22 protein-coding genes are annotated in these 19,330 nt (G+C 59.1%); 14 read left to right on the forward strand and 8 right to left on the reverse strand.

Going from position 1 to position 19,330, the window contains the following annotated elements; translation table 11 throughout:
• The first annotated feature begins 3 nt into the window (after positions 1-3).
• The 5 genes from GGD46_RS01905 to GGD46_RS01925 all read left to right on the forward strand — a co-directional run bounded on the left by GGD46_RS01905 (position 4) and on the right by GGD46_RS01925 (position 3,737).
• Positions 4-1,569: a Na+/H+ antiporter subunit D gene (locus tag GGD46_RS01905; protein WP_184701275.1), complete on the forward strand. Its 1,566-nt coding sequence runs from the start codon at positions 4-6 to the stop codon at positions 1,567-1,569.
• Positions 1,566-2,039, forward strand: a complete 474-nt coding sequence (locus GGD46_RS01910) for a Na+/H+ antiporter subunit E (protein ID WP_184701278.1) — start codon at positions 1,566-1,568, stop codon at positions 2,037-2,039. Before GGD46_RS01905 ends, GGD46_RS01910 begins: the two co-directional genes overlap by 4 nt.
• Entirely contained in the window at positions 2,036-2,413 is a 378-nt protein-coding gene (locus GGD46_RS01915) for a cation:proton antiporter (RefSeq protein WP_184701279.1), read from the forward strand. The genes GGD46_RS01910 and GGD46_RS01915 overlap by 4 nt, the downstream gene beginning before the upstream one ends.
• The gene (gene mnhG / locus GGD46_RS01920; protein ID WP_184701281.1) at positions 2,413-2,778 is read left to right on the forward strand and encodes a monovalent cation/H(+) antiporter subunit G; all 366 of its coding nucleotides are present in this window, start codon (positions 2,413-2,415) and stop codon (positions 2,776-2,778) included. The genes GGD46_RS01915 and mnhG overlap by 1 nt, the downstream gene beginning before the upstream one ends.
• A 527-nt stretch (positions 2,779-3,305) precedes the next feature.
• Positions 3,306-3,737: a MucR family transcriptional regulator gene (locus GGD46_RS01925; protein WP_184701282.1), complete on the forward strand. Its 432-nt coding sequence runs from the start codon at positions 3,306-3,308 to the stop codon at positions 3,735-3,737.
• Positions 3,738-3,906: 169 nt separating this feature from the next.
• Here the strand turns inward: GGD46_RS01925 and GGD46_RS01930 are convergent, their stop codons facing one another.
• Both GGD46_RS01930 and GGD46_RS01935 read right to left on the reverse strand, forming a co-directional pair.
• Positions 3,907-4,329, reverse strand: coding sequence for a SufE family protein (locus tag GGD46_RS01930; RefSeq protein WP_184701285.1), 423 nt, complete (start codon positions 4,327-4,329; stop codon positions 3,907-3,909).
• A 129-nt stretch (positions 4,330-4,458) separates the two neighbouring features.
• A complete protein-coding gene (locus tag GGD46_RS01935) occupies positions 4,459-4,926 on the reverse strand; it encodes a DUF5330 domain-containing protein (protein ID WP_184701287.1) in 468 nt (155 codons plus the stop codon).
• A 470-nt stretch (positions 4,927-5,396) separates the two neighbouring features.
• Here GGD46_RS01935 and GGD46_RS01940 point away from each other — a divergent pair, with 470 nt between their 5' ends.
• The 3 genes from GGD46_RS01940 to GGD46_RS01950 are packed head-to-tail and all read left to right on the forward strand — an operon-like array spanning position 5,397 to position 8,334.
• Positions 5,397-6,932, forward strand: a complete 1,536-nt coding sequence (locus GGD46_RS01940) for a HAMP domain-containing sensor histidine kinase (RefSeq protein ID WP_184701289.1) — start codon at positions 5,397-5,399, stop codon at positions 6,930-6,932.
• Positions 6,904-7,926 carry a peptidoglycan-binding protein gene (locus GGD46_RS01945; protein ID WP_184701291.1) on the forward strand — a complete coding sequence of 341 codons (1,023 nt, stop codon included), beginning with the start codon at positions 6,904-6,906 and terminating at the stop codon, positions 7,924-7,926. The genes GGD46_RS01940 and GGD46_RS01945 overlap by 29 nt, the downstream gene beginning before the upstream one ends.
• Before the next feature lie 48 nt (positions 7,927-7,974).
• On the forward strand, positions 7,975-8,334 hold the full coding sequence (locus GGD46_RS01950) for a DUF1491 family protein (protein WP_184701294.1): 360 nt from the start codon (positions 7,975-7,977) through the stop codon (positions 8,332-8,334).
• Positions 8,335-8,434: 100 nt separating this feature from the next.
• Here the strand turns inward: GGD46_RS01950 and GGD46_RS01955 are convergent, their stop codons facing one another.
• From GGD46_RS01955 to GGD46_RS01975, 5 genes are all read right to left on the reverse strand, one after another.
• Complete coding sequence (locus GGD46_RS01955; protein ID WP_184701296.1) at positions 8,435-9,442, reverse strand: DUF2336 domain-containing protein; 1,008 nt, start codon at positions 9,440-9,442, stop codon at positions 8,435-8,437.
• 443 nt (positions 9,443-9,885) lie between these two features.
• Positions 9,886-10,092 carry a hypothetical protein gene (locus GGD46_RS01960; protein ID WP_184701298.1) on the reverse strand — a complete coding sequence of 69 codons (207 nt, stop codon included), beginning with the start codon at positions 10,090-10,092 and terminating at the stop codon, positions 9,886-9,888.
• A gap of 802 nt (positions 10,093-10,894) precedes the next feature.
• The gene (locus GGD46_RS01965) at positions 10,895-11,443 is read right to left on the reverse strand and encodes a DUF1254 domain-containing protein (RefSeq protein WP_184701300.1); all 549 of its coding nucleotides are present in this window, start codon (positions 11,441-11,443) and stop codon (positions 10,895-10,897) included.
• Positions 11,436-12,023, reverse strand: coding sequence for a DUF1214 domain-containing protein (locus tag GGD46_RS01970; RefSeq protein WP_184701302.1), 588 nt, complete (start codon positions 12,021-12,023; stop codon positions 11,436-11,438). The genes GGD46_RS01965 and GGD46_RS01970 overlap by 8 nt, the downstream gene beginning before the upstream one ends.
• Before the next feature lie 105 nt (positions 12,024-12,128).
• The gene (locus tag GGD46_RS01975; protein WP_184701304.1) at positions 12,129-14,324 is read right to left on the reverse strand and encodes a transglycosylase domain-containing protein; all 2,196 of its coding nucleotides are present in this window, start codon (positions 14,322-14,324) and stop codon (positions 12,129-12,131) included.
• Positions 14,325-14,491: 167 nt separating this feature from the next.
• On the opposite strand from GGD46_RS01975, the gene GGD46_RS01980 reads away from it, so the two are divergent.
• Positions 14,492-14,980, forward strand: a complete 489-nt coding sequence (locus tag GGD46_RS01980) for a YcgN family cysteine cluster protein (RefSeq protein ID WP_184702215.1) — start codon at positions 14,492-14,494, stop codon at positions 14,978-14,980.
• On the opposite strand, the gene GGD46_RS01985 is transcribed toward GGD46_RS01980, so the two are convergent.
• Positions 14,958-15,287 (reverse strand): MmcQ/YjbR family DNA-binding protein, encoded by a 330-nt coding sequence (locus GGD46_RS01985; RefSeq protein ID WP_184701306.1) that lies wholly within the window; start codon positions 15,285-15,287, stop codon positions 14,958-14,960. The genes GGD46_RS01980 and GGD46_RS01985 overlap by 23 nt on opposite strands.
• 152 nt (positions 15,288-15,439) lie before the next feature.
• On the opposite strand from GGD46_RS01985, the gene GGD46_RS01990 reads away from it, so the two are divergent.
• The 5 genes from GGD46_RS01990 to GGD46_RS02010 all read left to right on the forward strand — a co-directional run bounded on the left by GGD46_RS01990 (position 15,440) and on the right by GGD46_RS02010 (position 19,281).
• Positions 15,440-15,748 carry a Dabb family protein gene (locus GGD46_RS01990; RefSeq protein WP_184701308.1) on the forward strand — a complete coding sequence of 103 codons (309 nt, stop codon included), beginning with the start codon at positions 15,440-15,442 and terminating at the stop codon, positions 15,746-15,748.
• Between the two features lie 571 nt (positions 15,749-16,319).
• Positions 16,320-16,568, forward strand: a complete 249-nt coding sequence (locus tag GGD46_RS01995) for a hypothetical protein (RefSeq protein ID WP_184701310.1) — start codon at positions 16,320-16,322, stop codon at positions 16,566-16,568.
• Positions 16,569-16,700: 132 nt separating this feature from the next.
• Complete coding sequence (locus GGD46_RS02000; protein ID WP_184701312.1) at positions 16,701-17,372, forward strand: response regulator transcription factor; 672 nt, start codon at positions 16,701-16,703, stop codon at positions 17,370-17,372.
• Positions 17,362-18,759, forward strand: coding sequence for a HAMP domain-containing sensor histidine kinase (locus GGD46_RS02005; protein ID WP_184701314.1), 1,398 nt, complete (start codon positions 17,362-17,364; stop codon positions 18,757-18,759). Before GGD46_RS02000 ends, GGD46_RS02005 begins: the two co-directional genes overlap by 11 nt.
• Positions 18,760-18,849: 90 nt before the next feature.
• On the forward strand, positions 18,850-19,281 hold the full coding sequence (locus tag GGD46_RS02010; protein WP_184701316.1) for a hypothetical protein: 432 nt from the start codon (positions 18,850-18,852) through the stop codon (positions 19,279-19,281).
• Positions 19,282-19,330 lie beyond the last annotated feature (49 nt).

Genomic DNA, 19,330 nt, shown 5'->3' on the forward strand with positions numbered 1-19,330 from the left:
CGAATGGCCGGACCGACCGATATTCCCGCCGATCTTTCCGCCGCACTGGTTGCTGCACCGGTGCCGCTCGCGCATTGGCTGGTCATCCTGCCGGTTGGCCTATGCATCGGCCTTGGCGCCATTCTTCTGATGCTGCGCAACCGCACCGAATGGCATCCCTGGATCGCCATTCCCGGACTGCTGCTCCTAGTGCTGGCCGACGCCGCCTTGCTTTACAGGGTCGTCGTTGATGGACCGGTAACGATGGTCATGGGACGCTGGCTGCCGCCTTTCGGTATCGCCTTCAGCGTCGATCTTCTCAGCGCGGCTCTGGCTCTGACCGCGGCGATCGTGGCACTGGCCGCCGGCATTTACGCACTCGCAGAAATCGGCACCAGCGGCCGCCGCTACGGCTTCTTTCCCTTCCTGATGCTGTTGCTCGCGGGCGTCAGCGGTGCCTTCCTGACCGGAGACGTCTTCAACCTCTATGTTTGGTTCGAAGTTCTGCTGATTTCGTCCTTCGGCCTGCTCATCCTCGGCTCGGAGCGGGAGCAGATCGACGGAGCGCTGAAATATGCCGTGCTGAACCTGATCGCCACCACGCTGTTTCTGATATCGGTCGGCTATCTCTATGCCGTCTTCGGCACGCTCAACATGGCCGATATTGCCGTCAAGGCGAGGGCAGGCGGCAACACGGCGCCAATGATGACGCTGGCTGGCCTGTTTCTGCTGGCCTTCGGCATGAAGGCCGCCGCCTTCCCAGTCAATTTCTGGCTGCCCGCTTCCTACCACACGCCGCGCATCACCGTTTCGGCGCTCTTTGCGGGTCTGCTGACCAAGGTCGGCGTCTATGCGCTCATCAGGGTCCTGGTCATGCTGCTGCCGGTCGAGCGCGCCGAGCTTGGGCCTATGATAACGGTTGTTGCCATTGCCACCATGCTGGCCGGGGTACTGGGTGCGCTCGGGTCGAGCGATATTCGCCGTTTGCTCGGCTATATCGTTATTTCCGGCATCGGCACGATGTTGGCGGGCGTTGCGCTTGGCGGTGCCGATGGTCTCAGCGGCGCGATCTTCTATGCGTTCCACTCGATGGTGTTGATGACCGCGCTCTATCTGATGGCCGGTCAAGCCGCCCGGCTCGGTGGCAGCTTTTCGCTCACCGCGCTCGGCGGGCTTTACCGGCGAAGCGGCTGGTTCGCCGGCCTTTCCCTGATACTGTTCTTTGCCGTCAGCGGCCTGCCGCCATTTTCCGGCTTCTGGCCGAAAGTCGTGCTGGTGAAGGCGTCGTTGGCGGCCGGAGCCTGGTGGCTCGCGGCGGCAATCCTGCTCGCGGGCTTCCTGACCACGATCGCTTTCGGTCGGGTCTTCCTGCTGGCTTATTGGCGGCCGGCTGCGGATGAGGGGATTATGGCTTCGGAGCCGATCAGGTGGCAGGCGGGGCTGCCGCTCATTGCCCTGACTGCCCTCGTCATTGGCTTCGGCGTGTTTCCGGAGAGGCTGTTGCAGTTGACGCAGGTGGCCGCTGCCGGACTGGAGCAACCAGCCGCCTATCTGCATTCGGTCTTCCCGCAGGCGGGGAACGCGCAATGATCCTCCTGGTCTTCAATCTCCTGCTTGCCATCGTCTGGGTCGCCATCACCGGCAGCGCATCGTTCCTCAACCTGGTATTCGGTTTCTTCCTTGCCGCGCTCGCACTCACCGTCGTGCGATCGTCCTACGGAGGCACGCTCTATCTCGGCCGCGTTCGCCGCATCCTCGCACTGCTGTTGCTGTTCCTATGCGAGCTTGCCAAATCGGCTTGGGCGGTCGCCGTCACGGTCATGAGCCCAAGGATGGACGTGAAGCCGGGGATTTTCGCCTTTCCACTGACCGTGGAGCGTGACTTCGAAATCACTTTGCTCGCCAACCTCATCACGCTGACACCCGGCACCTTGTCTGTCGATGTCTCGGAAGATCGCAAGACCTTGTATGTCCATGCGCTCGATTGCTCCGATCCGGACGCCATCCGGCGAAGTATAGCCGATGGTTTTGAGCGGCGGATCATGGAGGCTTTCCGATGATAGCGGCATCCGTCGTTTCGGCCGCGGCAATGATGGCTCTAGGCATTTTGAGCCTGGCATTTCTGTTCACGGTCTATCGCGTCGTGACAGGCCCGACTTTGCCGGACCGGATTCTGGCGCTCGACATGCTGGTGGCGATCGCGATCGGCTTCATTGCTGTCATCGCCATCAAGACAGGCTTCATGCTCTACATCGATATCGCCATCTCGCTTGGCCTTGTCGGCTTTCTCGCGACCGTTGCCTTTGCTCGATTTATCATCACGCAGGGGCAATCTAGTTCCTCTAAGCAGCCTCTCTCGGATCAGGGTGGTAAGGGCGAATCGCTTGGCGGAAGGACGCGCAAACATGGCAAACGGCGTAAGGGAGGGCGTTAATGGATCTGGTTTGGGCGATTATCGTGGCCGTCATTCTTGTCGGAGGTGCGCTGTTCGCGCTCATAGCCGCCATCGGTATCGTGCGCCTGCCCGATCTCTACAGCCGCATGCATGCGGCGTCGAAGGCCGGGACTGTGGGCTCGGGACTTCTACTGCTAGCAGTCGGCATTCATTCACAGGATTTGTCGATTCTGGCCCGCGCTTTAGCAGGTTTCGTCTTCTTCGCGTTGACTGCGCCGATCGCTGCACATCTTCTTGCACGCGCCGCGCATGAAGCTGGGTACAGGTTGACGGAACCTTCCGTACGGGATGAACTACTATTGCAACGAAGAATCGCGAAACGCGGGTATGGAAAGAAGGGCTAACAAACGCGGAGATTGAAGAAGAAGCAACGCAAGTTCGCCTCTTTAGTTACCTGCTTTTTTGTAGATGAAATTTTTGCAAAGAAATGTTGGGATTAAAAACTGGACATTTGGGTAAAGAGTGCTAATTCAGATTCAAGTAGAGTTCTGATGTTGAATTAGTCTCGACCGGGTTTAAGCTCACAATGCTCTTAACTTTCTTTTGGGAAAAGCTGGGCGAAACTTTCTTCCGGTTAACGATTGGAGATCACCTTTCGCGATCGCTAATCCTAACATCAGGCGGCATTAGACGGTTTTCCTCGCATGAAGTCTAGGGGTGGATTTCCTGCGGTAAGAAATATGGCGTTATGCACCGTTTTTTGTCGGTCGCTGCTACGAATGCGAGCAATACGTTTGTGCGGATTGCTCGGCGCTACGGGAACTTGATGATCAACAGATTTCTGGGATGAGCGCAGATCTTATAGCAACGCTGTACCTGCGCGCTCTGTGGGGCGCGGTGCAGCAAGCAAGCCGATGAACAGGAGAACACAATGTCAGACGCGGCCCTTGGCAATGGGCAGGAGTTACTGGTTGAACTGACTGCCGACATCGTTGCGGCCTATGTCAGCAACCATGTCGTACCGGTCAGTGACCTTCCGAATTTGATTTCCGACGTACATTCCGCTTTAAGCAACACGTCCGCCCCGGCCCCTGCCGTTGCTGTCGTGGAAAAGCAGAAGCCGGCCGTATCGGTCCGCAAATCGGTCCAGGATGACCAGATCACTTGCTTGGAATGCGGTGGCAGCTTCAAGTCGCTGAAGCGTCACCTGATGACCCATCACGGTCTCTCCCCGGAAGAATATCGCGAAAAGTGGGATCTCGCCGCCGACTACCCGATGGTAGCGCCCGCTTACGCAGAAGCACGTTCCCGGCTTGCGAAAGAAATGGGTCTTGGCCAGCGCCGCAAGCGCGGCTCCCGCTAAGAGTTTCAGCGGTTTTCAAAACCCGGCTTTCGAGCCGGGTTTTGTGTATCGCCGCTAAGTAGCGGCGGCCTTGCCGGTGATGCGGTGACGGAATCTTGCAAGTGCGCCGACTTGAATGCTCTGGCGCATGGCTCGGAATGGAAAATGCTCCGAGCTTTTCCGAAGCAGTTTAGGCCGCAGTCCTGATGCTTGCTTCTTCGCGGATGCGCTTGATCATCGAACGCAATCCGTTGGCGCGCTGCGACGAGAGATGCTCGACCAGGCCGATCTTTCCAAAGACGTCGAGTGCATCGAGTGCGGCGATCTCCGAGGCCGGCTTGCCGGAATAGGTGGCGAGCACGATCGCCACAAGCCCACGGACGATATGCGCGTCGGAATCACCCTCGAAGGTCAGTATCGGGTTCTCCGGATCTCCGGATGCATGTGTGACGAGCCAGACCTGGCTTGCACAGCCCTGCACCTTGTTTTCCAGTGTCCGCTTATCATCCGGCAGATCGGGCAGAGCCTTGCCGAGTTCGATCACATAACGATAGCGATCCTCCCAGTCTTCCAGGAAGGAAAAGTCATCGATGATCTTATCAAGCGCAGCCATTGTATCTGTCCACATTATCCGTTGACTTTGGATATAGGCGAAACGGCTGATGATTTGAACCCACGGCAAAAAAGAACGCCGCGGGCATCTAAGGGCTCGCGGCGTCGGATTGGGGGAGAAGGAGACGTTTCAGGTTCGCGGGCGCGGCTTCGGTAGCGGTACGGAATCGGGCAGCCGCACCGTCCCGGTCACGACCACATCGGCCGTCTCGGTTCCTATAATGCGTCTTGCAGGCATCGGCTGCGTCGTGGCGGCAATCTGCTCGGCACTGGCATGCGCCGCCGTTGCAACGTTGGCAGGTGCATTGGAGGACTGATCCTTGAAGTGGCGGCCGAGCATGTCATAGGCGACGCGGGCACCGTCGCCGACCTGATATCCAAGTGCCGTCAGCGTTTCGCCGCCCTTGACGCAAACCTCTGGCTTTTCGGTACACATGGCGCCGACATATTGAACGACGCCCGAGGCGGCCGAAATCGCATCGGAAACCTGCAGGGTCGCTTCGCCAGCCGGCCTCGGCGCGCCTTCGGGCTTGGCGAAGATCGGCAGGAACATGAGAACCAGCGAAAACCAGAACCCCGCTCTAATCAGAAACCACATTTTCCTGCCCATCCTCTCTGTCTGTCGGCGCAATCGCCGATTCGGACTTCATTCGTCCGATGTGACTTGACCCTATCCGGCAGAGGACAACATTGCTTTGCAAAACTCGGCGGCTTTTTCGGCAAATTTGATTCAAATTTTAGCTTTCCGATTTCGCCCGGCATTTCGTTCAAATTGTAGCGATTGCTGTTAAGCATGTCTCGCCCTATCCGCCTGATATGCAGGGCTTTGCGGCTCCACGCTTCGCCGAAAAAGTTAACGCGCGGCGGAAATATGAATAAAATCCGTTGCTTACCCGCTGTTAACCACAAAAAACAAAGGTCTCGCATTCTGCGCCAAAACGGGATTTTGGAGCTTTTTCGGCCCATCGGCGGGTTCTCTCTTTATTCTTTCCTTAAGTCGCGAAGGCCTATTGTGCAGTCCAATAAGTGACCGTTTTGACGGGTTGTAGTGTGCGCGTATTGAGTGACATGGCAGTCGGGGCTGTAGCCTTCGTGGATCGGGTGAGCGGAAGCTGGCTCTCCGGGACGAGTGGTAATGGCGAAGTCCGGACGCAGGAGCTGGCGATTCTTCGCCGGCTTGCGCTTGCCTCCTCGGTGGCGCTTTTTGCCGTACCGGCAGGGCTTTCCTTCATCACCAGCCCAGCCGTGGCTCTGCCAGCCGGTGTGGCGACCGTATGCGCTGCGTTTCTGTTTTCCGCGGTCGGCAGCATCGCGCTGTCGCGCCAGCGGCCAGCCGCTCAATCTTCCGAAGCCGTTCTCGTCGAGCATCGCGACCTGATGTTGGAAGCTGCTTTTGGCCTCGTATTGTTGCTCGATCCGCAGGGGAACGTCACCACCGTCGGCGGCCGCGACCGGGCCGAGTTCCTGGGCTGGATGCGCGATCCGACGGGTCGCGGCTTGATCGAGCAGATCCATGTCTCGGATCGGATCGTCTTCCTGCAGGCCATCGATTTGCTCCGCCAGGGTAAGGACGCCTTCTGCGTCGACCTCCGGCTGGAGCGCTCCGCCGTCATCGGCAGCGACCAGCAGTTCGTCCATGTTCGCGTGGAACTGACGGCGCGCCGCGATGTCGATGGCCGGCTGATCGCGATCGTCAGCCAGCTTCGCGATATCTCGCAGGATCAGCAGCTTCGTGAGGATGCTGCCCGCAAGGCGGCAGAGGCCGAATCGGCCAATGACGCCAAGTCGCGCTTCCTTGCCGCCGTCAGCCATGAGCTGCGCACGCCGCTCAATGCGATCCTCGGCTTTTCGGATATCCTCAGCGGCGAATATTTCGGTAAGCTCGAAAACAACCGCCAACGCGAATATGTCGGCCTGATCCGCCAGTCCGGTGCGCATCTGCTGTCGGTGGTCAATACCATGCTCGACATGAGTAAGATCGAAGCCGGCCGCTATGAGCTGATGATGGAAGCCTTCTCGATCGAGGATTCCATTGCGACATGCGAAGCGATGCTGGGACTGCAGGCGAAGGAAAAGGGACTTACTCTTTCGAGCCGCATTCAGCGTGGTCTCGGCGATGTCGTGGCTGACCAACGGGCCATCCAGCAGATTCTGATCAACCTCGTCGGCAACGCGATCAAGTTCACCGATGCGGGTGGCGCGGTCACCGTCGATGCAGCGTTGACGGACGGTATGCTGAAACTCTCGGTCGGCGATACGGGCATCGGTATTGCCAGCGAACGGCTGGCCTCCCTCGGGCAGCCTTTCGTGCAGATCCAGAACGATTACACCCGTCGCTATGCAGGCACCGGCCTTGGTTTGTCGCTCGTCAAGGGGCTCGTCGCCCTGCATGGCGGCAGCTTCTCCATCGCCAGTGCTCCGGGCGAGGGCACGGTGATCACAATTCTCATTCCGTTCGACGGTTCGGGCGCCTCGGCTGTACAACAGCCTGTGGATGTCAATCGCCCGGTCGATTTTCCGCCGCGTCTGAAACATACTGTGGAGATAAGTGAAGGGCGAAAAGAGGAAGGGATGGATGGCGCCGCAAAAGCGAAAATCGCCTAAGGGAAGAGGCAAAGGCAAACGCAAGCAGCCTGGGTTCGCTTCTCGCGGAGTGGTCGCCCTGGGCAGCCTCAGCCTGCGCGGCGGCACCGCGCTGGGCGGTCTCGGCCTTCGCGGAGCGGGTGTGTTTGCGGGCCTGGTCGGCGGCGCGGTCGGTCGGCACCCTGCCATCGCCGGCGGCATCGCGCTCTTTCTCGGCGTTTTCGGCTTCGTTACGGCAAATGCGCTTTGGTATCAGCCCGGCACGCATCCATCGCCCTTGCTGCGTACGCGTGATCCTGCGTCTCCCTATCAGATCCCCGGCCGCAAATCGTTCCTGCATGCGCAGCAAACTGATGCCGGCAATGTTACGACATTCCGCATCGAGCGGCAGGATTCCACCGCGGCCGCACCTGCCGCCGGCAGCCCGCCTGCCTCTCAGTCTGCAGCCGCGCCAGCGAAGTTGATTGCCGACGTACAGTCCGAGCTGATCCGTCATGGCCTCTACGATGGCGCTGCAGACGGCGTACCGGGATCGCGCACCGCAGCCGCAATCCTCTTCTTTCAAGAAGCGTCCGGCCTACCACAGACGGGTGCACCGACGCCCGAGCTTCTGGCGGCCTTGAAAGCCAGCAAGGCTGCGGGAGGGCCGCCGTCCGCCGCCGTCACCAAGGCAAACACCGCGGCCATTCCTGCGCCGCGCCCGGTCAACGTGTCTGCTACTGCCGATGCAATCGATCCGGTGGCCGCCGCCATACAGAATGCCGACAAGACCTTGAGGACCGGCGCCGTTGCACCGAAACCCGTGTCGAGCGATCCGGTCACCAAGGTCAATATGGTCATGCAGATTCAGAAGGGCCTGAGCAACATCGCCTATAGCAATGTCAGCATCGACGGCGTCGCCGGCGAACAGACCAAGGCCGCCATTCGCCGCTTCCAAAAGCACTATCGTCTGCCTGAGACCGGTGAGCCCAACATGGTGGTGCTGAAGAAACTTCAGGATATCGGCGCGCTTTAATCCATCGCTTCAATTGCCTGACAAACTGCTCGACGCTATAGCTCGATCATGAGATTGCGCAGCGACATCTTCGTTTCCGCCATGACGCGCCGGATGTTTGCCCGGGGCGATTTTGCCGCCGTCGAGCGAAAGGGCGAAGAGCAGGCGGGAGCGATCTTCATCCGGCAACGTTTCCGCGATGGTCTGGAAACCCTCTATGCGCCGGCGCCGCAGAGCTTCTTTGACGGGGAAGGGGACACAGGGCGCCTGTTCGAGCTTCGCGTCGATCGGCGGCAGCCGGAGCAGGTTCGCGAGACGCTCGATCGAGAACTGAAGTTCGATCCGGATCTGTGGATCATCGAGCTGGAGACGGACGACATTGCCGATATCGTCCCATTGGCCGAACTGCGCCGCAATCCCTTGGATTGAGGCCGCCAAAGCATGCCGTGCAAAAGTGCGGCGCGGCGTTACGGCAACGGCATAGGCAAGATCGAAGACCTAAAGCGAATCTTGAAGATCACCAGGTGCTTCAACGCTTGCCGGCCACTCTCAGTTCGCGGATCGAAACGGACTTGGCGCCGAACAGCGGGGCGGCGGGGCGAGGTGCAACGCTGTCCTGTGGGAGATAGGTATAGCTGTCGGCCCGACGCCAGGCTTCGACACGGCTCTGGCTCTCTTCGGTGTCGATGCCGTCAAGCACAAGCCACGCACGGCTGACGCTGCCGTGGCTTTCAGCCAGATGTGGATAGAAGCGCTCGAGCGAATAGACCGCATCCGCGATACCCATTCCGAGGCTTACCAGCGTGACGGCCAATTGCTGTCCCGACGTGTCGAGCATGATGCGTTCCGCCAACCATTGGCTCGATGAAAGCGCATCGGCAAGCGTAGTCGCAAACTGCAGAGCGTCGCGCTCTCGTGCGAAACGAACGAGTAGCGCTTCCTGCATTTCTCCTAGGCTGCGCAGGCCGAGACGATCCCTGTCGTCCCGCGCCAGATGACGCGCTGCCTGTTTGATCTGCATGCGCAGCGCTTCTTCGCGCGCCAGGCGATCGGTTTCGATCGTCTCGACTTTCACCATGGGCGCATTCATCGCGGCGTCCTGCATAGCCATGCCGCGATCCGGCTCAGCCTGATGCAGGCCGACGAGCGCGTCGATCACCTTGGGTGACAGCGACGGCCTGCTGACGATCGCACGGGCATGGGCTGCTCCCTGCGTCCGGGCAATGGTGATCAGGGTGTCGTCATCGATCGCCTGAGAACCGGTGAGGAAGGGAGCGGCAATCGAGATCGGTTGACAGCCGATGAAGAGGGCGACTGCCTGTGGCACGGTCGGGCATTGGGAGAGGGCCGCTACTGCCTGGCGCTTTGCCTCCTCCGAGGAAGCTTGGAAAACCGGCGTGAAAAGTTCAGCGAACTGGCGAAGTTCCGATTTGGACGGGTGCCCCATGCCTTCAAAGCTGGTGATCGTCGCCATCAGAACCACGTCCTTTTTCCGGACTGTTGCAGGCTCTTCAAGGTCTCGAAACCGGTCACGCACGCAAACACCCACACTGATACGCAGAACAAAAACACGGGGAACCGGATCATCGACGGCCGATGTTGCCGCACCATCTTCCGATCGTGTCGAGTGACGCTTCCCGGTAGCGGGGCGTCCGCGGCAACGATTGGCGAAACGGGCATGGACACGGCCGTCCTTGTCTGGCTTTCGGGAAAGACTAAGGCCGGTTGGGTTAATGGTTCGTGAAAACTTTATTAAAATCCGAATAAAAATTGCGCGTTAAGCTTGCGCGAATGAAACCGCGGCGTTTCTGCGGAATAGGGCGGTGATCAGAGGCTATGCCCGGCCATAGACCGCTTTCGCCGCAGGGTTGCTCGTTTCAGAATTCAACTTATGAGAGTTTCGGCTCGGAGGGCGCCAGTTGCCTCCGCAGGCTTATCCACAGCGAGATGCGCTTGGAGTGGCAACGCCCGAAACGGCGCTTAGATGCCCCTGTGTTCACGCAGAGCCGTCAGGAGTTTTTCGGAAGTGTTGTGGCCGGATTGGAAAAGGCCGAGCGCGGCTGTTGCTGCGAATTGTGCTTCGGCGCTTTTGATGTCGATGCGCCTCTCCTGGCACCACTCATCGAGCGCGCCACGCAGGACCATGACATCCTCTGGAGAGAAGACGGAGTTGCCCGTCGCAAACATGTTTCGCCCTCGATTAGCGATCTTACAATACGTTAATTTTTCGTGAGCGCAAATAATATTTGCGTGACGCTTTTATGCAACGAATTCAGGGGCGGTGCACTTCTCGTCTACACCGATATTGAAAATAAGAGACTGATATTATTATATTTATTCAGAAAGCCGGCATTCAATATTTTTCCGCGGTGAATGAAACCAAAGCCGCCATCGCCGCGTTAATAGAGCATGACGACACGTGCGACGGATGACGTGCGACGAAGATTAGCATTCTGTTAACTGCGATATGTCTGAATTCCGAAGAAAGCAGTTGTTTGCAGAGTGTAATCACATGCAGTGAAGGCATGGGAACCGATAGCGGGGCCTATGCCGAGGCGTTCCTGAAATGCCGCGAGAAGGCGTAAATGTCCCTTGTTTTAACCGGAGAGGATAGGGTTGAGAAAGGGAAGCGCTAGCCTGCCTTGGTGGCGGGTAGGGTGAAATCAGTCGCAAGTTCATCCGTCTCGAGACGTAAATGGAGACGAGAATGGCAAAGATAGTATCTCTTTCCGATTGGCGATTGCGCCTGCCGCCTCGCGCCCAGAAGGAGCCGGTGGAAGCGAGAATATTGCTGTTTACCGGGGTGCGTTACGAGCACTTGGACACTCCTACTCACCGTCCGGGAGCTGGACCCAAGCGGGTGAAAGGCAAGTAACGCGCGCCTGACGAAATCCGTTGGTACGCGAAACCCGCACCTATCGCTTGCTACGGGTCACCCTGCGTTGCCGGATGTGGCGATCGAAGGCGCTTGCATCGTCGCCCATTGGTTTCAATTGTTGCTGAACTCGTCGCAGCCGGCTTGCGACAGAAATTCTTTCGCCGCATCGTTGAAGCTTGTCTGCGGGGCCATCGTGCGCAGAACCGCATAGCCTTGAGCATGCGGAGCCTCCACCAGGATCGATTGCGCAAGAGCCGGCGGCAGCGCCTTGCGTATTCCCGTCAGTTGGACAGGAGAGGCAAGCAACAGGTCGAGAGCGCCGCCGACGGATGTGCGGTCGCTCATGCTGAACACCTCGTTAGACGCGGCATCATAGACGGCAAGGGACCAGAACGGCACCTTGCCCTTTGCGGTCAGATGCACCGGCTTGTCTTCTATATCGTATGCGCAGACAGCAGTGCGAATATAGGGGTCGGTATTGGATAGTCCCGCGTCGTCATCCGCTTCGTCGAGCACGTAGAAATGGTTCTCGTCGCCCTCGTCGGATACACGCGTATAGGCATCGCGGTCGGAGAAATGCGGCAGCGCCAGGATGATGACGATGTGCAGCAGCGCCGCGCCGAAAAGACCGGTCAGAATGGCGAAAGCATATTTAAACATTGCCGCACCCGATTTTCTCGAGTTTCGGCATGGTGAGGTCGATCAGACCGGAACTGCTTGCCGCCGGGGAATCCAGAAGCGTCCAAACAAGCCGGAAATTGCCGGCGGTGGGCAGGGCAAGCCAATTGCCCGCCTGCGCATTCGGCGAAACGGTGATGCTGAAGCTTGAATCCGGATTGCGCAGCACGACCCATGAATTGATGGTGGAGGGGCGCCCGGCGGTCGCTTCGATCGGCTGGCCGTCATTGCCGGCGATGAACAGCGTCCAGAGCCGCGCCGGCGGCGTCTGGCCGCTGATGCGATAGCTGCAGCTCGTCGTCAATCTCGCGCGGCCATCGTCGTCTGAGGCGGTAAAGACCAGTCCTTCGGCAGTTCCATACAGCAGCCGGCCGGCACGGGCGCGATGCGACTTCGCGTAAGGGTCTGCATCCGCTGTCTGCATTTCCGGGAACGCCTGCCAGGCGCCAAGCTTAATGGCGCCGAAACCGGATGTCGCATTCAGCGCAAAGAGCGTGAACATGATCCCGCCGCCGAAAGCGATCAGCAGCGAAAGCGCAACAAGAAAGGGAACTCGGAACACCCTGGGATCGTCCTCGTGACAAATCGATATCGATTTATTCCTGATTCTGACCGCAGGGGGAAGGGCGGGACGCCCGTGTAGGGAGTTATGCCGGCTTAGCGGTCGCTATTTCGCCGCTGCGAGCTTCTGGGCTTCGAGCGGAGCCGCGCCCTTCAGCTTTTCACCGATATCGCGCAGGACCCTCGTCGAGTCCACCGAAAGCGAGCGAGGGCGCACGAGCGGTGGCAGGCTGCCATTTGCCGGATCCGCCGGCTTCTTGGCGGATGCCGTCTGCGGCTTTTGCGCGGGGAACGGATCGCTGATCCCTGGAATCGGCTTCAGCACGATGCCCTGATGGGCATAGTCCATGATCTTCTTGAAGGTCATTGCCGGAAGAGTGCCGCCGGTCATGTTGTTCGTCGATGTATAATCGTCGTTGCCGAACCAGACGGCGCAGGTGTAATTGCCGGTAAAGCCGATGAACCAGGCATCGCGATAGGCTTGCGTCGTGCCGGTCTTGCCGCCGACGACGATGCCGTTGTCCAGAGCCGCCTTGCGGGCGGTGCCGATGACCGGAACCTGCGTCAGCATCTGGTTCATATAGGAATTGGCCTTTTCGCTGAGCACGCGCTTGGCAGGCGGCTCGTCGTGACCGAAATCATAGAGCACCTTGCCGTCATAGCCGGTGATTTGCTCGATGCCGTGGCGTCTCGATTGCATGCCGTCGGCAGGGAAAACGGAATAGGCCGTCGCCTGGTCGAGCACCGTCACCTCAGACGTGCCGATCGGAATGGTCTTGTCGTTGCGGATCGGCGTTTCCACGCCCATGGCCTTGGCCATCTCGCGAATGGGCTGAATGCCGAGCTTTTCCTTGGCCAGACGCACCGGGATCGTGTTGATCGATTGCGTGATGGCCGTCGTCAGCGTTATCTTGCCGGCATAGCGGTTTTCGTAATTGTGCGGGCTCCAGTTGCCCCAGGAGATCGGTGCGTCCACGACGACCGAGGTCGGGGTCATGCCGCTCTCCATCGCCACGGAATAGGTGTAGATCTTGAAGGAGGAGCCAGGTTGACGCAGCGCCTTGGTCGCGCGGTTGAATTGGCTTTCACCATAGTCGCTACCGCCGACCATGGCGCGGACGGCGCCGCCGTTTTCGATCATCACGCTCGCGCCCTGCTTGGCGTGGTAGCGCTCGCCATATTCCATCAGGCTCGATTGAATCGAATCCTCCGCTGCCTTCTGCAATCCCATGTCGATGGTCGTGCGGACGATCAGCGAGCGTTCCGGGAAGCGGGTGGCAAGCCGCTGCACTTCATCAAAGGCCCAGTCGAGGAAATAATCGGGAGATTCGATTTGTGCGCGATCGACGACCGAAGCCGGGTTGCGCCGGGCGGCGATCACCTGCCCCTCGGTCATCAATCCGCTCTGCACGAGGTTGGAGAGCACGTCGTTGGCACGGGCACGCGCCGCCGGCAGATTGACATGCGGCGCATATTTCGCCGGCGCCTTGAAAAGGCCTGCCAGCATCGCGGCTTCCGCCAGATTGACGTCGGTGATGCTCTTGCCGAAATAGAATTGCGCGGCCGCCGCCGCACCGAAGGTGCCGCCGCCCATATAGGTGCGGTCGAGATAAAGGCTTAAGATCTCCTTCTTCGAGAGATTGGCCTCCAGCCAGATCGCAAGGAAGGCTTCCTTGATTTTGCGCTCGATCGAGCGTTCGTTGCTGAGGAAAATGTTTTTGGCGAGCTGCTGTGTCAGCGTCGAGCCACCCTGAACGACGCCGCCGGCCTGCGCATTGACGGTCACGGCGCGGAACAGGCCGATCACATCGATGCCGAAATGGTCGAAAAAGCGCCGGTCTTCGGTCGCAAGCACTGCCTTGATGAAATAATCCGGCAGTTGGTCTACCGGTACGGAATTCTCATGAATGATGCCGCGATGACCGATGACATTACCGTAGCGGTCGAGGAAGGTGACGGCGAAGTTGCCGCGATTGCGCCAGTCGCCCTGGGTCGCCTCGAAGGCCGGCATGGCAAGCATCAGCATCACGACGGAGCCGGCAGCGCCCAGCGTCAGGCCTTCGCCGAGCAATTCGAAAAGGATGCGCTTCCAGCCACGCACGCGAAAGCGGCGGAAGAAAATCGTGATCTCTTCCCAGGCCTCCGCAAGACGGAAGCCGGCGTTCCAAAGGGTGGAGTCGATCCAGGAATCAAGACGCAGGAAAAAATACAGCTTCCGCCGCCGCGGCTTGCCGGCCCCATTATCCTGTGGCGTCTCGGGCTCCATGTTCGGCCCGTTTTCTGGATTGGATGGGTCTTCCACGCTCTACTTCCCGACCACAATACTGCTGCGTGTTTCCTTGCGGCACACACAAAGCCTATTATCTCATAGGACGGCTAATTGAATAATTGGTTGATTTAGAGAAAAGAACAAGAGACATGCATGCCGCAGCCCGAATTCCCCTTAGCCGGGCGGCGAGGACGATGATGATGACAGACGAAGTACCCTTCTGGAAAAGCAAGACCCTGACGGAGATGAGCCCGTCGGAATGGGAAAGCCTTTGTGACGGCTGTGGGCTCTGTTGTCTCAACAAGCTGGAAGAGTGGGATAGCGGCGACGTCTATTTCACCTCGATCCGCTGTAAGCTGATGGATGGCGAAAGCTGTCAGTGCACGAGCTATCCGAACCGCTGGGATTTCGTGCCCGATTGCGTGCAGCTCACGCCGGAAAAAGTGCCGGAGCTGGAATGGCTGCCGCCCACTTGCGCCTATCGCCTCGTCAACGATGGTCGCGATCTCTACTGGTGGCATCCGCTCGTCTCGGGCGATCCGGAGACGGTGCATATCGCCGGGGTGTCCGCGCGGGGCCGCACGGTAAGCGAAACCGATGTCGATCTCGATGATTTCGAGGATTTCGTCGTCGATTGGCCGCTGACCGTCGAAGACGATATGCTGCCTAATCCTCCGGCAAAGCCATAGATTTCGGCGCCACATTCCGCCAGGCTCGCCGCACGAGCATTGCGACCGCGTCCTTGTCGGCGCGATGGTGGAAGAGACGAGTCGAGCCCTTGAGACCCCAGCCGCCCGGCACGGCAGCAACCTCTTCGGGCATGGTCGCCCTGGCCATTTGCTGTTGATCGGGCGTCAGCTTCACGACGCAGAAATCCGGGCCGGGTAGCGTCATGAAGATCTTGCCGCGCACTCGAAAATCGCGCGTTCCGAAATGCGAGCCTTCCGTGGCCTCCGGCAGGCCAAGCGCAAGAGCGATGAGATCCTCGTCGGTCATGGAAAAAGCGTATCACGCCCGGCTCCACGCAGAAAATCGCTCCTGTGAAGCCTGCGACAACGAAGCCTTGGCAGAGATCGAGCCCCTTCATTGAATTGCGCTGATACGCGTGATATCGCGCGGATCTTCGCTCATGCACAAGGAGCTGTCGCGTGATCCGTCATATCGTCTTTTTCACTGTTCCCGATCGCGCCAAGCTTGAGGAGGTCCGCTCCGGCCTCTCAATTTTGACGGCCATCCCACACGCACGTCTGCTGGAGATCGGGACGAATGTGAAGACCGATCAGTTCGGCACCGACATCGATCTCGTCGTCTACGGCGAATTCGACAATGAGGCAGCACTTGCCGCCTACAAAGCTCACCCGAACTATCAGCGCTCCATAGAGCGCGTGCGTCCTCTGCGGGAAATGCGGATTGCGGCCGACTACGAGACATCAGCTGCCGTCCGGGAGCCCTTCTGAACGGCGCGAAATTGCGAGGCGACCATAAGAGCGCAATGAGCCATTTCAGGTGATTGTGCTCGCCGGCGGAATCGAATTATCCGCGCCCGGATTCTTTACCTGAAGTTCTTGAATCGGCGTCTGAGGCAGCGGATTCAATCTGAAAGGAAGTCGCCCCAAGCGATTCAAAAGACTCAAGGAAAGCAAGGTGTCTTACCTCAGTAAAACACCTTAAGGCCAATTGTATTGGCCATGGTAGCGCGGTCGTTCGTGTTGCGCCTGTGTCATTAAAGATACTCGATAATGATTAAAATTGACTGAGCCTCTGTTTTGCTCATGCTCAGATCAGCTATTTAGATACCGCTCGAATATGCATTGCTGTGCGATTGTACCGGCGATATGTCGCGGAGCGCCGATCGGCTGTCATCATGGTAGTCTTATGATCGCACATTCAATGAATTCAAACGGTTAAATCTTGTTTCAGGCTCGTTGAAGGCGTTGAAAGCGGAAAATTACGGCCCATTCATTTGCCATTCAGACGTGTTTGGGTACATATTTGCTCAAGTTAATGTCCCTGTGGGAAGTCCGAAGCATGGCCTCATTATCAAGCATAGCAGCAGCGGCCCTTGTGTTGGCCAGCTCGGCTGTTCTGCCTACGCCGCCGACGACCCTCGTGGCCCGAGCCAGCAACGATTGCAGCGAGGCTGCAGCCGAAGTGGTTGAAAAGACGGGCGGGCAACTCCTTTCCGCGCAGCCGTCGGGCGATAGCTGTGTCATTACCGTTCTCGTGCAAGGCAATGGGCAGCGCCCGCGCAAGGTGACGATGAAGGTGCCGATGTGAAGGCATCTTGGGCATCGCGCCCGACGAATGTTCTAAGACCTTGAATTTCACGTAAAATCTTATCGTTTCCGTGATTCCACTGCAGCTCGATTTACAGTACTGTTTCTCGAACCGGGGAAATTGGATCCAAATATGCGCATTTTGATTGTCGAAGACGATATCAACCTCAATCGCCAGCTTGCCGAAGCCTTGAAAGAGGCAGGCTATGTCGTCGATACGGCTTTTGACGGTGAAGAGGGGCATTTTCTCGGCGATACCGAGCCCTACGATGCCATCATCCTCGATATCGGCCTGCCGGAAATGGACGGTATCACGGTGCTGGAGAAGTGGCGCGGCGCCGGACGCGCAACGCCGGTGCTGATCCTGACGGCACGCGATCGCTGGAGCGACAAGGTTGCCGGCATCGATGCGGGAGCCGACGACTACGTTGCCAAGCCCTTCCATGTCGAGGAAGTGCTCGCCCGCATCCGAGCCCTGATCCGTCGCGCCGCCGGCCATGCCTCCTCGGAAATCGTTTGCGGCCCGGTCCGCCTCGACACCAAAAGCTCGAAGGCGACGGTGGATGGCAAGCCGCTCAAGCTCACCTCGCATGAATACCGGCTTCTCGCCTACCTCATGCACCACAAGGGCGAAGTCGTTTCGCGCACCGAGCTGGTCGAGCATATGTACGATCAGGATTTCGACCGCGATTCCAATACGATCGAGGTTTTTGTCGGGCGCCTGCGCAAGAAGATGGGTGTCGATCTGATTGAGACGGTCCGTGGCCTTGGTTACCGAATCCAATCTCCGACCAATGCGAATTAAGTCGCTCACGGCGCGCGTTCTGCTGCTGACCACACTGTGGTCTGCCATGGCGCTTGTGGTGATCGGCCTGGTCATTTCCAATATCTATCGCAAGAGCGCCGAACGCGGTTTTCAGGATCTGTTGCGGGCACAGCTCTCCAGCGTCATCAATTCGGTTACGATCGGCGATCAGGGTGCGTTGTCAGGCAATCCGCAGCTTGGCGACCTGCGCTTTGCCCAGCCGAAGACCGGCTGGTATTGGATAGTCGAGCCGCTTGGCACCTATACCGCGACACCGCTGGCGTCGCCCTCGCTGGGCGCGTCGAATCTGCCGGTGCTGTCGGTGCTGGAGGCACCCTTCGACAAGCGTTATGAGCGCTATTATGTTGTCACCGACGCCTTCGGGAATCGCGTCCAGGTGGCCGAAACCGAAGTCGTGCTCGATACGGATGGCCGTGCGGCGCGTTTCCGTGTCACGGGCAACGTCGCCGTCGTGGAGGACGACGTCAGCAATTTCTCCCACAGCCTCTACTTCGCCCTGGTGGGCTTCGGCGTAGGCAGCCTTATCGTCAATGCGCTCGCCATTCTTTACGGCCTGAAACCGCTCGATAAGGCGCGCGCCGCGCTGGAGCGCATTCGTGCCGGCGAAAGCGAACGGCTGCAGGGCGATTTTCCGCGCGAGATCCTGCCGCTTGCCAACGAAGTCAACGCACTGATCGAAAGCAACCGTCGCATCGTCGAGCGCGCGCGCATGCAGGTCGGCAATCTCGCCCATTCACTGAAAACTCCGATCGCGGTGCTGCTCAACGAATCGCGCGTACTGGAGCGCTCGCACGGCGATCTCGTGAAGAACCAGGCGGAGGCCATGCAGGGGCAGGTGCAATCCTATCTCAATCGGGCCCGCATTGCCGCGCAGCGCGAATCCGTGCTGGCGCGAACAGAGGCGGAGCCCGCGCTGGAGCGGCTCGTCCGCGTCATGCGGCGGCTCAATGCGGACAAGGAGTTCGAACTCACCGTCTCCCCCAATCTGGCGCTTGCCATGGAGCAGCAGGATCTTGAGGAGACGGTCGGCAATCTCCTCGAAAATGCGTCGCGGTTTGCGCAGAACAAGGTTCGCGTGGTTGCAACCGAAGCGCCAGCCGAGGTCAAGGGCCTCGATCCGGCGCGCCGTTATTGGGTGGAACTGGTGGTAGAGGACGACGGCCCAGGTCTTGAGCCGGATCAGATCCGCGAGGCGATGAAGCGCGGCCGCAGGCTCGACGAGAGCAAGCCCGGTACGGGCCTCGGCCTGTCGATCGTCAGCGAGATCACCAATGAATATCAGGGCCGGTTCGAACTGTCCCGAGGCGCCTGGGGCGGCCTTCGCGCCAGCCTAATTCTACCCGGTTTGACGAAGGATGTTGCGTGACGCACGCCTTGATGCCAAAAGACGTTGTGGGTCATGATGATGCCGCATCGCAGTACCTATGGTTTTGCTTTTTGATACTGGTTCGGTTGTATGAAGCTTCGTACCTCTTTCTTGGTCGCCCCCTCTCTCTTCGCAGCAATTGCGCTTTCCGGTTGTTCCACCACAAGTGGCAAGGACGGCAGCGGTAGCCTGCTTTCCTCGTCGAAGCCGCCAGCGTCGGCGACATTTATCGCGGCGCTCGATGGCGGCATTATCGACCGCACAGGCATCAAGCTTGGCGACAACGATAAGCAGCGGGCGCTGGAGGCGGAATATCGGGCGCTGGAAAGCGCACCGCTTGGCCAGCCCGTGGTCTGGAAGGGGAAGGCTGCGAGCGGTGAGGTCGTCGCTGCCGCGCCCTATCAGGTCGGTTCGCAGAACTGCCGGCAATATACCCATACCATCACCGTCGACGGCAAGCCGACGACCGGAAGAGGCGCCGCCTGCCGCAATGACGACGGCACCTGGACGCCGCTCGACTAGATTCTAAAGCCGAAAGGCGCGGCCAAACGCCTCAAATCTTCGTCAGCAG

This window comes from Martinezella lusitana (assembly GCF_014207095.1).
In the GTDB taxonomy this organism is placed as follows: domain Bacteria; phylum Pseudomonadota; class Alphaproteobacteria; order Rhizobiales; family Rhizobiaceae; genus Rhizobium; species Rhizobium lusitanum_B.